The sequence below is a fragment of the Pedobacter sp. AC379 genome (genome assembly GCF_979258145.1).
Genome location: NZ_OZ409839.1, coordinates 990441 through 1006885 on the forward strand (window position 1 = coordinate 990441; position 16445 = coordinate 1006885).

Here is a 16445-nt window from a genome sequence, read left to right on the forward strand (position 1 = left end):
TTACGAATATAAAATCTGTTGCGTAATTTCATCCTAATATTTTTTAATGCTTTTAATTGTAGTATGGAGCCTTTAATGTTTAAAATAATCATGTCTGAATTTAATGATTATTTTAAACAAGCCGGGTTCAAGCATCAAAGCCAAACAAAATAAATCATGATCAAATCCCTGTTAAAATCGCTTGCAACACTGGCGTTTTTGTTGCCTGTACATTCTTTTGCTCAAAATCAAACGTATTTTGCAGCATACCCTGCTTTAACGCCCGATGCACAAACAATAGTATTTAGCTATGATGGTGATATTTGGAAAGTACCTGTAAAAGGTGGTGTAGCGGCAAGGGTTACAGCGATGCAGGGAGAAGAAATTAATCCTAAAATATCTCCCGATGGCAAATGGATGGCTTTTTCATCCAATCAGTTTGGCAATTATGATGTGTATGTGATGCCTTTAACGGGTGGCGACATTAAACAACTCACTTTTAATGATGCTGCGGATGAAGTAGACAACTGGAGCTGGGATTCGAAAACAATCTATTTTACTTCCGGCCGATACAATTCTTTTTCAAGCTATAAAGTAAGTGTAACTGGAGGTACAGCCAAACGTTTGTTCGATAATTATTTTAATACCACTCATCATATTGCCGAATCTCCTGATGGTGAGCTGTTTTTTAACGATACATGGGAAAGTTACCGATTTGCAAACCGCAAACATTATAAAGGGGCATACAATCCTGATATTCAATCGTATAATCCAAAATCAAAAAGTTATAAACGCTATACCGATTATATCGGAAAAGATTTCTGGACGAGCATCGATCAAAAAGGAAACATATTTTTCGTATCGGATGAAGGCAATGAAGAATACAATCTTTACACGTTTATTGGAGGTAAAAAAACCGGACTTACTAATTTTGATACATCAATTAAACGCCCCTTTGTATCGGCCAATGGAACCACCGTTGTTTTTGAAAAGGATTATCAATTGTATACTTATGATGTAACTTCAAAAAAGGCAGAAAGGGTGAACATCAGCACATCCCGCAACCAGGTTTTGAGTAAAGAGCAGGAGTATGAAGTACGCGGAAATATCTCAGCATTTGACGTATCCACCGATGGTAAAAAAATGGCTTTTGTTTCGAGGGGTGAGGTATTTGTAAGTGATGCTGACGGAAAGTTTATCCGGAAAATTACCAATAGCGGCGAACGGGCACTCGAATGTAAGTGGCTTGCAGATAACAAAACAATATTATTCAGCGAAACCGCTAACGGCTATCAAAACTGGTTTACCATTACCGGTGATGGAAAAGGATCGGTAAAACAGCTTACGAAAGATAAAGCAAATGTGCGCGATATTACACTGAACAAAACCAAAACCATGGCCGTGTATCTGAGCGGTAGAAATGAGCTTAAACTGATGGACCTTAAAACTTTCGAAGCTAAAACCTTAGTAACCGATGAGTTTTGGGCTTTACAAAATGCTGCACCAAGTTTTTCACCTAATGATGAATATGTACTATTTACCGTTTATCGAAACTTTGAACAGGATATCATGGTACACAACATTAAAGGCGATAAAACCATTAATTTAACCAATACCGGTGTTACCGAAACCGGGCCTGCCTGGTCGCCAGACGGAAAATATATCTTTTTTACAAGTGCACGCACCAAGCCATCTTATCCAACAGGAATGGCCAATGCACATATTTACAGGATGGCATTGGATAATTATGATGAAGCTTACCGCTCTGATAAATTTGATGATTTATTTAAAGAAACCAAGCCTGCCCCAACTGAAGTTAAGCCTGCAATAACCAATACTAAAAAAGCAAAAGCAGATACTGCTAAAAAGAAAACAGAGGTAAAACCAACACCAAAGCCGGCAAATATCATCACAATTAATACCCAAAATATTCTGGATCGCATTGAACTGGTAGGCTCGGCTTTTGGTGGCCAATACGGAACTGATGCCTTTGCCAAAGGGGATAAAACCTATGTGTTTTATTCCTCTAACCACGAAGGGGGTGCTCCCGGGCTTTACCGGACTACAATTGAGCCTTTCGAAGCCAATAAAACCGAAAAGGTGGCCGATGGTGGCGATTATTCAATTATCTCAGCAGGTGATAAATTTTACGTCTTATCGCGGGGTACAATTAACAAGTACTCGTTAGAAGGCAATAAACTTGATCGGGTAGACCACGACTATAAATTTACGAGAAATCTGAATGCAGAATTTAACCAGATGTTTTTCGAAACCTGGGTGGGTTTGGATGAGAATTTCTATGATGAAAAATTCCATGGTGTTGATTGGGATAAAATGAGAACGCGTTATGCTGCTTATTTGCCTTATGTAAATAACCGGAGCGACCTTAGAATTTTATTAAATGATATGTTGGGCGAGTTGAATTCTTCGCACATGGGTTTTAACAGTACTGGTGCAGAAGAACGAAAAAATCTGAATTATACCACCAATGAAACAGGGATTATTTTTGATAACGAAAACCCGTTAAAGGTTGTACGTGTGGCTGCAAAAAGTAATGCTGCACGTAACGGAACGAATATTTTACCAGGAGATATTTTAACAGAAGTGAATGGTGTTAAGGTGGATGAAAAAATAGACCGCGATTATTATTTTAGTAAGCCATCGTTAGATAAAGAGATTACCTTAACCTTTAAACGTAATGGAAAGGATGTATTTGTTAATTTACATCCAGAAAGTTCGGGTACTTTGAGGGGAAATCTTTACGATGAATGGATCAGTCGAAACCATAAAAATGTTGATAAATGGAGCAATAACCGAATTGCCTATTCTTATATGAAAAATATGAGCGGTGGCGAATTGGAAACTTTTCTTTTGGATATGGTAGCACAGGAAGAAAATAAAGAGGCTATTATTCTCGATCTGCGTTACAACACCGGGGGAAATGTACATGATGATGTGCTGAAATTTCTTTCTCAGCGGCCGTACCTCCAATGGAAATACCGTGGTGGCAAATTGGCTCCGCAGAGTAATTTTGGTCCGGCGGCTAAGCCAATTGTGCTGTTGGTTAATGAGCAATCTTTAAGTGATGCAGAAATGACCGCTGCGGGTTTTAAACAGCTGAAGTTGGGTAAAATTATTGGAACGGAAACTTATAGGTGGATTATTTTTACTTCAGCTAAAGGTTTGGTTGATGGTTCTTCATACCGTTTACCATCCTGGGGTTGTTATACTATGGATGGCAAGAATATCGAAAAGGAAGGTGTTAAACCAGATATTTTTGTAAAAAATACTTTCGAAGACCGCCTGGCAGATAAAGATCCTCAACTGGAAAGAGCAGTAGCTGAAATTTTGAAAGATTTGAAGTAAGCATATGCTTTTAACGCATTTTCACAATTTAAACAGTTAACCACTTTTAACAATTAACCATTTTTTTCCGTTTCTTTGGGATTGGAATTATTTAAAACATGGCAAATTTATTAACCGACAGGGCTTTTTGGGTAAATTATTGGGAAAGTAAAAAAGGACTAGCGGTTCAGTTACCTTCAAACTATTTATTTCACCAGCAACTGGCTGATGTTATTCAAAAGAATAATGTTAAAACTGCCATTGAGTTGGGTGGTTTCCCGGGTTATTATGCGGTATTCCTAAAAAAATACTTTAAGCTTGATGTTACGCTTTTAGATTACTTTGTGCATCCACCTGTTGTAAACGAGCTTTTAGAGAAAAATAATTTAACTGAAAGTGATATCCATATCATCGAAACCGATCTTTTTAACTACACGCCCGAAAAACAGTACGATCTTGTGTTAAGCTGTGGTTTAATTGAACATTTTAATGATACTGCCGATATAATTAACCGCCACATTGCCTTTGTAAAACCAGGAGGCACTTTATTTATTACATTGCCAAATTTTAAAGCGGTTAACGGCTGGTTTCAAAAGAATTTTGATAAAGAAAACTACGACAAACATAATATCGATAGCATGGATCCCGCGTTATTGAAATCAATATGTGAGCAAGCTGGTCTCAGTGAGGTAAAATCGGGCTATTTTGGTCGTTTTAGCGTATGGTTGGAGAATGAAAGCCAAAAATCTGCGGGTGTTCGTTTATTTAAAAAAGCAGTTTGGTTAACAGGTAAAGTATTTACAAAGATTATCCCTTTCGAAAGCAAAAATCTATCCCCTTATATTATATTAGTGGCGAAGAAAAATTAACGCGCTATGTCTGTAAGTTGGGGTTACTCGCCTAAAATTGAAAAATATATTCCTTTGGCCGATTTTCCGGCAGATAAATATTTAATTATTGCCAGGCAGGCGATCGAAAATCTGGGTTGGAGCCTTAGTCATGTGTCTGAAAGCGGGCTAATTGCTTACACACCAATATCTTTCCAATCCTATAGTGAAGAAATATCAATCCGCATCCATGGAAATTTCGCTGTAGTAAAGAGTGAGTGTGTGGGTATCCAGATGCTTTTTAATGATTATGGCAAGAACGACTTAAACCTTGAAAAGTTCTTTCATGAATTTGAATATGTAGAGTTTCATCTGAAAGATGTTTGGGAAGAAAGTTTGTGTAAATTTCACCAGCTTATAGCAACGCAGGATGATCATTATTTTGAAAAGGCCCCTTTGGCAACAAAAAATAAGATCAAAAATGTTTTCTTCCTGTTCTTTCCCCAAAAAGGTTATACCGCAACGCCGATCGTTGTCCTGATCAATGTTTTTTATTATGTAGCAATTTTCCTTTTTTCGGCCGTGTTAATGATCAATCTATCATTAAAAACCGGCAGTGCTTCTCATGATGATTATATTGAGGAAATAAAAAGGATTTCTTTAAATTTTGGGGTTAATCAGCGTAATCTTGTGCTGGGCGGCGAATACTTGCGTTTAATTACCTATCAGTTTATTCACGGATCTAAATCGCACTTGTTTTTTAATATGTATGCCCTGGTTTATCTGGGTTTAATGATCGAAAATAAACTGGGCTGGAAAAAATACCTCTTTATTTATTTGGTGAGCGGCATTTGTGGCGGCTTGGTGAGTTTAATTTTTCATCAGGAAGGAGTGATGATGGGCGCTTCAGGAGCTATAATGGGCTTATATGGCGCTTTTATTGCTTTATTGATTACTAAATCTTTTGAACGTAAAGTAACGAAAGCATTATTAATGAGTACCTTGATTGTCTCCTTACTGGTACTCCTAAATGGTGCATTTGGCAAAAGAGTAGATAATGCCGCACATGTTGGCGGTTTTATTTCGGGTTTTATTTTTACCTATTTACTTAACTATAAATGGGATGAAAGTTTTGAAATTAAAAGCTGGGCAAGATATGCAGTTTCAGTACTATTATTTCTGATGTTTTTTAGCGGAGTGCTTTACTTTAGCCCAAAGTACGGAACTGAAGAGTACCGCAAATTAAGGGATACTGTTAACGGTAATATGGGCTCGCTTAACAGCATTATGAATTTAAAGATTTCCTTACCAAAGGATGTTAAGCTTACCTCTATAAAGCAGGATGGCATTATACCGATGGAAAGGAACCTTGTTGTAATTAAACAAATGCAGGCCTTAAATTTAAAGCCTGAAGATGCTAAAGAACGAGAGGAAAAAATTAAACTGAGTAAAGCATCCCATCGTGCCGTAATGCTGATGTACAGAGATATTAAGGCCGATAGCACTTATCGCTATAGCAAACAGACTTCTAATGCACTGGCACAAGTTTTCGAAATCCTTTACAAACCAGATTAAGTTTAAACTGCTTTTTTGTACAACCCAATTTCACTTAGCGTAATACAAACAGGCGATTTGGTAATGTTGATTTTTACTTTATTAGTTGTAACAGGACTCTCCAGTTTAATTAACCGTTTTGCGCCGATGCTCGTACCATCGTAAACTTTTTTCCAGGTGTTATTTACAAGTACTTCAACAGTGTAAGCTTCAATTCGCTGCCCTAAAGGAATATATTCTTGGAGGCTAATGATATCAAAGGTTTTGGCTGCTTTTAAATCCAGTTCTATGCTTGCCTTATGGGCATCATCTTGTGTGGCCCAGTAACTTTCCTTTTTGCCATCAAGCAGATTAGCCGCATTATATCTTTTGCCCCGGCTATTGCTTGTTTTGATTGATGCATTTTTAGCCAGATTATGCTCAAAAGTATGTTTCACCATGTCGCCAAATGTTTTTAGTGCAGCAACATCATCGTTGTGCAGCTGCCCACGGGTATCTGGTGCTAAACCGAGGTCTAATCCTGCACCACGGCCAACGCTTTTTAAATATAGGTCGAATAAAGCTTCTGGTGTTTTTGGTTTTTCATTAGGGTGATAAAACCAGCCTTTTCTCAAAGGAACATCACATTCGGCCGGCATCCAGAATTTACCATTTCTAATTCCTTCCGGGCTTTGCGGGTAATTTGCCTGGCCAGGTACGGCTGCACTTTTTCCATCAGGTGCCATTGGTGTAAAAGTGGCCCATGAGGTTACTGAAGCATTACCGTCTTCATTTCCAACCCAGCGTATATCCAAACCAATATCGCTAAAAATATTTGCCATTGGCTGCATTTTCCGTGTAATTGCCCAGGTATTAGTCCAATCGTAGTATGTGGTATTATCAATAGATCGTTTTTCTTTTGCGCCGCCATAATATCCGTCGCCACCATTGGCACCATCATGCCAGCTCATAAAAAGCTCACCAAAATTGCTGTAGAGTTCCTTTAATTGCGCCTGATAAATGGCAAGGTATTTATCGGTGCCATAAAGCGCGTTATTCCTGTCCCATGGCGAGCAATACACACCAAATTTTAAACCGTTTTTACGTACAGCCTGTTCTACTTCTTTAACTAAATTTCCTTTCCCTGCTCTAAATGGACTTTTACTAATGTTATATTCAGTGGTTTTGGTTGGCCACAGCGCAAAACCATCATGGTGTTTAGCCACTAAAATAATCCCTCTTAACCCGCCGGCCTTTGCTGCTTTAATAATCTGATCGGCATTAAAATCGGTTGGATTAAAAGTTTTCGGATCGGCATCACCAAAGCCCCATTCCTTATTTTCGAAGGTAGTGGGTGTAAAATGAATTAAGCCATATACCTCTATATCATGCCAGGCCAATTGCCTTTTCGATGGCACTGCACCATAAGGTTTAGGAGGTGTTTGGGCATAAATACTGGTAGATAAGAATAAAAAAACAATTAATAATTTGCTCATAATGGTATAGCTTAGCTAAAACTAAAGTACAAATAAATACGATTTTTGAAGTATAGGTTAATTGATATTTAATCTGCCGGAAATGTAAATGCGAAATTATTTTTACATCTTCATCGTTACACTGAACCATGAAACATTTAATTTTAGTATACGTTAACTTATCATGAGCGCTTTAAATCAAAATCCTCCAGATGGCGGTACAATGTACACCGAAACCAATTTGAGCCAGCTTTTTCCCGAACCGTTTAATACCCTAACAAGTTGCTTGTTTTTGGCCATTGCCGTTTACTGGACGATAAAACTCTGGGGAAATTTTAAACAGCACACTTTTCTCAGCATTGCGTTGGTATTACTATATATTGGAGGGATAGGAGGCACTACTTACCATGGCTTAAGGCGCTGGCCAATATTTATTATGATGGACTGGATGCCTATAATGCTGTTGTGTTTATCTGCGGGGATTTATTTTTTATCCAAACTTACAAAATGGTACTTCGCCGCTTTAATTGTGGCAGTGTATGCCTTATTTCAGTTTTATGTAAGGCGGCTTTTCAGTAACGGCGATTTTCAGATTTTTATCAACATCAACTATGCTTTTATGGCAGCACTTGTTTTATTCCCTGTGTTTGGCTACCTCATTAAAACAGAATGGAAAAATGGTAAATGGGTTGGTTTTGCCTTGGTTGCTTTTGTATTTGCGCTCACTTTTCGTATTGCGGATAAATGGGATATATTGAGCATCGGTACCCACTTTTTGTGGCATACCTTTGGTGCAGTGGCTTCGTTCTGTATGTTGAATTATATTTATTTGGTTAATTACAAGAAACGACAAATATAAAACGATCGCACTTATTGATGATGAATCAACAAGTGCAATGGTTACTTAAAATTTAGAATGCGCTTTACTGTAGTTTAATTTTTTCTGGCTGCCAATTGCGTATTCAATTCCTCCCCATAAATGGTTCTGAAATTTTTCTTCGGCCCAGCCTTCTTTGGTATGGCCCATACCTGTATAAAATGCTCTTCCGCCATCGAAACTGTGGTACCAGCTAAATGGGTGAAAATCGCCGTTTTTACCACCAGTATACGATTTCTCGTCTAAGGTAATCAGTACTTTTATATCTGGATTGATATCTTTAAAATTATACAATTCATCTTTTCTGATCCAAACCGAATCAGTAAGGAATTTAGTAGCGGGATGTTTTTTGTCTTTAATAATAAATTTTGCTTCTTGTACGGCTGGGTGACTGATAAAATAAGCTCCCGCCAATTTACCATACCAAGGCCAATCATACTCTGTATCGGTAGCTGCGTGGATGCCTACATAACCTCCACCTGCCTGGATGTATCTTTCGAAAGCTATTTGCTGTTTGCTGTCTAAAACATCACCGGTAGTGCTTAAAAAAATTACAGCAGCATATTTTTTAAGGTTATCTTCAGTAAAAGCATCAGCATTTTCGGTGGTATCAATATCAAAATGATGAGCAAGCCCTAATTTTTGTATTACTTCTTTTCCGGTTTCAATGGAGTTATGCCTAAAGCCTTTGGTTTTAGAAAAAACTAAAACTCTTGCCTGTTTTTTTGCTGTGGTAAAGCTTTGTAGTAAAAAAACGGATGCAATTAATAAACAGAGGGAAAGGTACTTTTTCATTTTGCAGACTTGGTTAGTGTGTGATTAGGAATTTTAAATTTAAGAAAGTTGTTTGATAATTTCCATACATCTTTCCTCTACCTGTTTGCAAACGGGGCTAAAAAGCGCATTATCCCAATATGGGTCTGTAACTTCGTTGTTATCAAGAAAAAGTTTAACTTTTTTTCTTTCTTCAGGGGTTTTGGCGAGGCTTATTACATCAGCGAGATTATTGCGATCCATTACTAAAATCAGGTCGTAATAACCGAACATAGAATGGTTAAACTGCTGCGCACGTTGTTTACTGATATCGTAACCTAGTGCTTTGGCCGCAGCAATACTCCTATGATCAGGTGCACTACCAATATGCCAGTTGCCTGTGCCGGCAGAAGCAATTCCCCAGTTTAAAGAGCTTTTATCTGCCAGATGGCGCATAATGCCCTCAGCCAATGGCGAACGGCAGATATTGCCCAGGCAAACCATTAAAATTTTCAATATTATTGTGCTTTAAAAGTATATACCACTTTGGAATAAAATATTCCTGGCGAATTTACCAATGTATAAGTTAATTTGTTACCATTAATGGTGCAAATATTTTCCGTATTGGGACTGTGGCCTAAAATGATCTGCTCACCTGATCTTCTCCATTTTTGATTTTCATCATTTTCTACCATATCGCATAGCGATCCGGTAGAAGATTGCCGGTAGGTGCCGTTAGGTAGAAATGTTAGTGTAAAGTTGTTGGATAAACAGCCATCATTGCCTTCCAATTTCTTATAATCGCTAACCAATTCGCCTCTTATGTTTAAAGCTGGAGAAACAATAGCAGTTTCTAATACCCATTTTTGTTTAGTAATGGGATCTTCTTTTTGGTTTTTTTTGCAGGAAAGGGATAAAAGAACCAGCAACATCAACATTAATTTTTTCATAGCGTTTTAGTTTATACCCCCTTTAACGAAAGTAACGGTCAATATGCTACAAGAAACAAAAAATGCCTCAAGCTTTTTGGCGTTGAGGCATTAAAATCTTATCAAAATGGCTTATCCGTAAATGTCGTTTAACATTTTGGCTAAGCGTACGCCGCCTTTTAAAAGTTGATCGTTTAACGTTTCTACCCATTCAAAGTTATAGCGGTAGCTCAATTTCGAATCGGGTTTTGTGTTATCGTAAATTTTGTTGCAAATGCCATACGATTCATAAATGCAATCTTTTAAGCTTGTGTTTTGCCAGTTATAAAGCTGAATTGCAGAAGCATGATTAATTGCCTTTGCATATTCGGTATAACTTAATTGCTGATATTCAATTAACTGCTCATCCCAAACGCGATGGATATTCGATTTTTCATTAAACCACAAAACAGAAACACGGTTACCACCTAAATCTTCTTTACGGGCAACGTGCATAGGTTGGCATAAATCGCCTGCCAAATGCACCAACATGCGTAGTGCAAGTTTTTTTTCGGCGGCTGTACTGCTTGTTTTCTTTAAAACAGCAATAAGATCAGGTATTTTAGTGTAAAGGCTTGGTGCTTTTTCGGTAGATAGGAAGTTGTATACACCATTTTTATCCAATCCGGCAGGAAGATTAACAAAGTGCCAGTTATACATGTAATTGTAGGTAGAATCCGATTTAATAAAATCGCCCCAATTGGCACTCATGGCCAAAGTTTCGTAACCTAAAATACCTTGAATGGCTTTGCGCGTTTTGGCCTTTAAATAGCTATCGGCAATTTCACCAACTACGCGGTGGCCAATAGTGCCCCATGCAGTTGCTTGTAATGGTAAATAAGCTAAAAAACCAAGTGCTAAAGCTGTGAGTAGTTTCTTTTTAATTGATGTAAAAATCATTTTATAATTCTTTTTGTACGCAGGTAATTTTTTCTTTGAGGATTAATTTGATTTCACGCTGATCACTTAAGCTTTCTAACGACATTATATCTGCGGTATGCTTTTTAATCAGGAAATTCTTTTCATATCGACCAATTCGGTAACAGCCCGATATTTTTTGTTTGTAATTGGCATGTGTAAAGGTTGCGCCAACAAATAGTGTATCGCCTTTAACGGCATAAACACCCTTTGCATATTCTTTCCAAACGCCATTATGATAGCACGAATCTTCGTAAAGGTTTACTTTACTGTGTGTAACCATATCGATGTAAACAGAATCGCAGCTAAACCGAAAATGGTGTTGGGTATAATTGCTTAATTTATTGCTAAAGGCAACCGAATCTTCGTTCCACACGCCCTGCATAAAATCTTCTCCCTTGCCCTGTATGTTAGGCCTAGGGCTACAGGCAATATAAAAAATAGATAATGCAAAAAGGGTGATGTAAAAACCCTTTAAACCCGGCTGCAGTTTGTTCATTGTATGGTTAATCGATGCTTTTAGGAAATTGATCGTATATTACTGCATTCTTTTTAACTGTGTTGGTAACCAGTATTAAAAAACCGATGGCAAAGCAAAGACTGGCAATGAGATTAAAAATACCAATTACGGTATAATACTTAGAGATATCAGTGTAGGGTATATTTTTATAGCTTGTTAACATTGGCATAAAAAGATAAAGCACATGAATAACTAAACCCATTCCAGCCCCAATGGTCATTAAAATAGCTTCAACAACCGTTCTCTTTGATAAAAAATAGCAACATGCCCCAAGTACAATACATGGCGCAATGATCGATGTCATACTGATCATTGTAGCGAATATTGAATTCATATTACCAGTTGTTTTGATTAATGGTATTGATTAAAAAACTAATTTTTCAAAGTGACGTCATTCCCGCGCAGGCGGGAATCTTAATGCAATACGCTTTAAGATTCCCAATCAAGTTGGGAATGACGATCCTCTAAATTATTTCAAACTGCCTACCATATCTTCCGGACGAACCCACTCATCAAACTGTTCGTTAGTTAACAGGCCCAGTTCTACAGCTGCTGCTTTTAAGGTTTTATTTTCTTTATGTGCTTTCTTTGCAATTTTAGCTGCGTTTTCATAACCTACATGTGGATTTAAAGCCGTTACCAACATCAACGAGTTTTGTAAATGTTTTTCAATTTCTGGTAAGTTGGCTGTAATTCCTTCAGCACATTTATCATTAAAAGAAACACAGGCATCGCCAATTAAACGTGCTGATTGCAATACGTTGGCCGCAATTACCGGTTTAAATACATTAAGTTCAAAATGGCCGCTCATACCACCTACCGAAACGGCAACATCGTTACCAATTACCTGTGCACAAACCATGGTTAAAGCCTCTGGTTGTGTAGGATTTACTTTTCCGGGCATAATAGAAGAGCCTGGTTCGTTATCAGGAATTACAATTTCGCCAATGCCACAACGTGGGCCAGAACTTAACATCCTAACATCATTTGCTACTTTCATTAAAGCAACAGCGGTACGTTTTAATGCGCCAGATAGTTCTACCATCGCATCGTGTGCTGCTAAAGCTTCAAATTTATTCGGGGCGGTTACAAATGGCAAGCCTGTTAAATCGGCAATTTTCTTTGCCACTAAAACATCGTATCCTTTTGGTGTATTTAAACCAGTACCTACAGCGGTACCACCTAAAGCTAACTCAGCAACCATCACCAAAGCATTTTTAATTGCCCTGATGCTGTTATCAATCTGTTGTACATAACCCGAAAATTCCTGCCCCAGGGTAAGGGGGGTAGCATCCATAAAGTGAGTACGGCCAGTTTTAACAATAGAACTGAATTCTTCAACTTTTTTAGCTAATGTATTTCTAAGTTTCTCTAAACCTGGGATAGTGGTTTCTACCGTAAGTTTATATGCCGCAATATGCATTGCAGTAGGAAAGGTATCGTTTGATGACTGCGATTTATTTACATCATCATTAGGGTGAAGTACTTTTTTATCATCGGCCAGTGCACCACCATTAATTACATGCGCACGGTTGGCAATTACCTCGTTACCGTTCATGTTACTTTGCGTGCCAGAACCCGTTTGCCAGATTACCAATGGGAATTGATCATCAAGTTGACCGGCAACAATTTCATCACAGGCTTTGGCAATTAATTCAGCTTTTTCGGCCGATAATACGCCAAGTTCCGTATTAGCAAGTGCCGCAGCTTTTTTCAGGTAGCCAAAAGCATGGATAATTTCTTTTGGCATCGAACCTTCCGGCCCAATCTTGAAGTTATTGCGTGAGCGTTCGGTTTGTGCACCCCAGTATTTGTCGGCTGGTACCTGCACCTCGCCCATGGTATCGTGTTCTATTCTGAAACTCATTATATTTTTGATTTTTATTGTCGCAAATTTAGGTTTTTTGCCTTTTAAAGCGTTGAATTTATGTAAGATATTTGGTAGATAGGAAAATATAAGGTGAAAATGACTGTAAACTTTAAATCTTTATTGCGGATAACCAAACTTTTATCCACGTTGGCTGCTTCTACCAATGAAATCATATTCATACCTTTACCGCAAATATGCAGGGATTAGTTATTAAGTCTACAGGGAGCTGGTATAGCGTTTTGGCCGATAATGGTGAACGTTACGACTGTCGTATTGTAGGGAAATTCAGAATTAAGGGACTTAAAACCACCAACCCGATTGCGGTTGGCGATAGGGTAAAATTCGACCTTGAAAAGGACAGTAACCAGGGCTTGATTAACGAGATGTTGCCCCGCAAAAACTACATCATCCGCAAATCAATTAACCTGAGTAAGCAGGCGCAAATACTTGCTGCGAACCTTGATATGGCCATGTTGGTGGTTACATTGGCCTCGCCACGCACTTCTTTAGGTTTTATCGATCGTTTTTTGGTAACAGCCGAAGCGTATGATGTGCCTGCCGTATTGGTATTTAATAAACTCGATCTGTTTAGTAAAGAGGGTTTAGAAATCCTTCAGGAATTTAAAAATATATACGAAAATATTGGTTATGCCTGCTATGAAGTTTCGGCTTTAAAAGGCATCAATATTCCGGTGATACAGGAGCTGATTACTGATAAAATTACCCTCATCTCCGGTCATTCGGGCGTGGGGAAATCAAGTTTGATTAATGCATTGTTGCCCGATCGCGATTTAAGAACAGGAGAGGTTTCAGATTGGAGTGATAAAGGGCAGCATACCACCACTTTTGCCGAAATGTTCGAACTGCCTCAGGGTGGTTTTATTGTAGATTCGCCGGGAATTAGAGAACTCGGTGTTATTGATATTGAAAAAGAAGAGCTGGGGCATTTTTTTAGAGAAATTTTTAAAACCTCACACAGTTGCAGGTTTAACAATTGCAGGCATATTAACGAGCCTGGCTGCGCAGTTATGGCGGCGGTAAATGATGGCGAAATTGCAGTATCCAGATACGAAAGTTACCTGAGTATTTACCACGGAAACGATACTCGTCATTAACCCCCAGCCCCTAAAGGGGAGCTGCATGGTGAAGTGAAATTTGGAGAAATTGTAATAACTATTACTAAATAATATGGAGATTCCCCTTTAGGGGATTTAGGGGCTATGAAATTTAAACTTGGAGATTTTGTGCGTTTTGTTGATGAAAAACGTGAAGGTTATGTAACGAAGATTATCGATGCCCAAACTTTAGGTGTAACTGATGAAGATGGTTTCGAAATTCCTGTTGCGGTTAGTAATTTAACATCGGTACATGGCCATGGTGTGGTAGCCGAAGAGGTTGATATGCCGAAACCCATCCAGGTAAATGTTCCTGGTATTAGTAAAATTGAAAATGGAATTTATGTTGCTGTAGCTACAGATGATAAAGCGGGTAATGTGGTGCATTTCCACCTGCAAAACCATTCGCCCAATATTTTATTAGTAAGTTTAACCACAGCGCGTAAAGAAAAATATGCGGGTGCCTTTCATGGGGTAGTAGAATCTTATGCATCTGCCTTGGTTTATTCGGCTTCTCTGGCTGATTTAGATCTTTGGCCGGAATTTAATTTCCAGGTTTTGGTTTTCAGTAAAGCGGATGTAAAACCTGTTGACCCATTGGTGATTGCCAAAAAATTTAGGGCAAAAGATTTTAGTAGCGAGCAAAAAGAATTGCCACAATTAAAAAATAAAGGCTGGTTAATCCGTTTGGATGATCTTGTGCCTGTAAACATCGATCCTCAGAAACTGAAAGAAAGCTTTTTTAAATCAACAGAAGAGAAAAGAACGGTTGCAGCCCCACAAAAAGAAATCGATCTGCATATAGAAAAACTGAGAGATGATCATCATTTTTTAGAAGCTGATGAAATGCTGCAGATCCAGATTAATCATTTTCAAACGGCTATGGATGCTGCGGTTGTGCATCATTTCGATAAAATTGTTTTTATCCATGGTTCAGGAAATGGTACTTTGAGGGATAAAATTCATAAACTGATCAGTAAAAATCCACATGTGAAAACATATATGGATGCACGGAAAGAAAAGTTTGGCTACGGGGCTACGGAGGTAGTTTTTAAATAAAATATCATCCTGAGCCTGGCGGCAGATCATCAATTAATTTATTTATTTAATCATTTGGGCGTTCCCCAATCCCGTTAGAACGGAAAAGGGGCCGGCTTTTCAGGGCTGCGCTTCGCTGCGGTACCGATGAAAACCTGTGAAACAAGCAAGCATACCGTAATTAAATAAAAACAGATGCTTAATCGGTACCAACCCTTCCAATCCCTAAGGCAAAACCCGGCGTAGAAAAAATGTTAAGGGAATGTGCTGCTATATTCACGTGAGTTTTGGGGTTTGATTTCGTCATTGCGAACTGAAGAAGGGACTTTGCGTAGGCGTGAAGCAATCTTTTTTAATAATAAATTACATGATAGATTGCTTCGTCGTTACTCCTCAGCATTGCCGATCTTCTTTTTGGATTCTATCTACGGTAGCCTGTCGAAAGACTCAGCGATAACCTTCTAAAATCTGCGGGATAAATTTACGTCATGGTTCGTGTTCTCACACACCATTTGTTTGCAAAAATTTAAAAGCTAAAACCCCAATTCCAAAACCACTACAATCGCATTATTACTTAGGGCTTTCAATTCAACCTGCTCAATATCCCAGAGCGCTAAACCATCTCTGGCGTGCATTAAGCGGCCTTCAATTTCGAAAGTACCCTCAATAATAAAAGCAAAAAAATTGTTATCCGCCTTTTGAATTTTATAAACTGCTGCTTCGCGTTCGGCAAAAATACCTGCGCTTAATTTAAAGGGTAATTTCTGGTTGTCGATAATTTTGATCAGTTGATTCGGGCTCTTTTCAAAATCAAAACCAAAAAGCATTTCACTTGCACGCATTAAAAACATGTCGGTTTTAATCCCAAACTGCATGTAATTAATGGTATCGTTCTGGTAAGGATTGCTAATTTCCAACACTTCACCTTTACCCATATTTAAAACCTGTATCTGGCCGGTTTCTAAAGCGAATTCTTTTCCGTTGGCAACAATATCAATGCCGCCGGTAATGGGCATAAATAGCTGAAGCGAATCTTCTTTACATAGAAAAAACGTAACCTTGCCACCAACAATCGATTCATCATTGCATATAAACAGGTTGCCAAAAGCTTCTTTATTTTCGTTAAAATATTTTTCGAAATTAAAGGTATTGTAACTTCTTAAAACTGAACTTTCGGTTAATCCGCGCTGATCTGCCAAAAATATTTTTCCAGGTGTAAGTTCCATC

General features: G+C 38.2%; 15 protein-coding genes. 6 read left to right on the forward strand and 9 right to left on the reverse strand.

Going from position 1 to position 16445, the window contains the following annotated elements:
- Positions 1–156: 156 nt before the first annotated feature.
- The 3 genes from ACZZZW_RS04380 (at position 157) to ACZZZW_RS04390 (ending at position 5726) form a co-directional block, all read left to right on the forward strand.
- Entirely contained in the window at positions 157–3345 is a 3189-nt protein-coding gene (locus ACZZZW_RS04380) for a S41 family peptidase (RefSeq protein WP_463492389.1), read from the forward strand.
- A 98-nt stretch (positions 3346–3443) separates the two neighbouring features.
- Positions 3444–4193 (forward strand): class I SAM-dependent methyltransferase, encoded by a 750-nt coding sequence (locus ACZZZW_RS04385; protein ID WP_463492390.1) that lies wholly within the window; start codon positions 3444–3446, stop codon positions 4191–4193.
- Between the two features lie 6 nt (positions 4194–4199).
- On the forward strand, positions 4200–5726 hold the full coding sequence (locus ACZZZW_RS04390; RefSeq protein WP_463492391.1) for a rhomboid family intramembrane serine protease: 1527 nt from the start codon (positions 4200–4202) through the stop codon (positions 5724–5726).
- A 2-nt stretch (positions 5727–5728) separates the two neighbouring features.
- Here the strand turns inward: ACZZZW_RS04390 and ACZZZW_RS04395 are convergent, their stop codons facing one another.
- Positions 5729–7180 carry an alpha-L-fucosidase gene (locus ACZZZW_RS04395; protein ID WP_463492392.1) on the reverse strand — a complete coding sequence of 484 codons (1452 nt, stop codon included), beginning with the start codon at positions 7178–7180 and terminating at the stop codon, positions 5729–5731.
- Positions 7181–7343: 163 nt separating this feature from the next.
- Here ACZZZW_RS04395 and ACZZZW_RS04400 point away from each other — a divergent pair, with 163 nt between their 5' ends.
- On the forward strand, positions 7344–8018 hold the full coding sequence (locus ACZZZW_RS04400) for a hypothetical protein (RefSeq protein ID WP_463492393.1): 675 nt from the start codon (positions 7344–7346) through the stop codon (positions 8016–8018).
- A 45-nt stretch (positions 8019–8063) separates the two neighbouring features.
- Here ACZZZW_RS04400 and ACZZZW_RS04405 read toward each other — a convergent pair whose 3' ends face one another.
- From ACZZZW_RS04405 to fumC, 7 genes are all read right to left on the reverse strand, one after another.
- Complete coding sequence (locus ACZZZW_RS04405; protein WP_463492394.1) at positions 8064–8831, reverse strand: ThuA domain-containing protein; 768 nt, start codon at positions 8829–8831, stop codon at positions 8064–8066.
- Between the two features lie 39 nt (positions 8832–8870).
- Positions 8871–9305 carry a low molecular weight protein-tyrosine-phosphatase gene (locus ACZZZW_RS04410; protein WP_463492395.1) on the reverse strand — a complete coding sequence of 145 codons (435 nt, stop codon included), beginning with the start codon at positions 9303–9305 and terminating at the stop codon, positions 8871–8873.
- A 2-nt stretch (positions 9306–9307) separates the two neighbouring features.
- Positions 9308–9739 (reverse strand): hypothetical protein, encoded by a 432-nt coding sequence (locus tag ACZZZW_RS04415; protein ID WP_463492396.1) that lies wholly within the window; start codon positions 9737–9739, stop codon positions 9308–9310.
- A 111-nt stretch (positions 9740–9850) separates the two neighbouring features.
- Positions 9851–10657: a S1/P1 nuclease gene (locus ACZZZW_RS04420; protein WP_463492397.1), complete on the reverse strand. Its 807-nt coding sequence runs from the start codon at positions 10655–10657 to the stop codon at positions 9851–9853.
- A 1-nt stretch (position 10658) separates the two neighbouring features.
- Positions 10659–11174: a fumarate hydratase gene (locus ACZZZW_RS04425; protein WP_463492398.1), complete on the reverse strand. Its 516-nt coding sequence runs from the start codon at positions 11172–11174 to the stop codon at positions 10659–10661.
- 7 nt (positions 11175–11181) lie between these two features.
- Positions 11182–11529, reverse strand: coding sequence for a hypothetical protein (locus ACZZZW_RS04430; RefSeq protein WP_463492399.1), 348 nt, complete (start codon positions 11527–11529; stop codon positions 11182–11184).
- A gap of 135 nt (positions 11530–11664) precedes the next feature.
- Positions 11665–13062, reverse strand: a complete 1398-nt coding sequence (gene fumC / locus ACZZZW_RS04435; RefSeq protein ID WP_463492400.1) for a class II fumarate hydratase — start codon at positions 13060–13062, stop codon at positions 11665–11667.
- A 197-nt stretch (positions 13063–13259) separates the two neighbouring features.
- Here fumC and rsgA point away from each other — a divergent pair, with 197 nt between their 5' ends.
- On the forward strand, positions 13260–14180 hold the full coding sequence (rsgA, locus tag ACZZZW_RS04440) for a ribosome small subunit-dependent GTPase A (protein ID WP_055908658.1): 921 nt from the start codon (positions 13260–13262) through the stop codon (positions 14178–14180).
- A 105-nt stretch (positions 14181–14285) separates the two neighbouring features.
- The gene (locus tag ACZZZW_RS04445; RefSeq protein ID WP_463492401.1) at positions 14286–15239 is read left to right on the forward strand and encodes a Smr/MutS family protein; all 954 of its coding nucleotides are present in this window, start codon (positions 14286–14288) and stop codon (positions 15237–15239) included.
- Between the two features lie 512 nt (positions 15240–15751).
- Here the strand turns inward: ACZZZW_RS04445 and ACZZZW_RS04450 are convergent.
- The gene (locus ACZZZW_RS04450; protein ID WP_463492402.1) at positions 15752–16444 is read right to left on the reverse strand and encodes a pirin family protein; all 693 of its coding nucleotides are present in this window, start codon (positions 16442–16444) and stop codon (positions 15752–15754) included.
- Position 16445 lies beyond the last annotated feature (1 nt).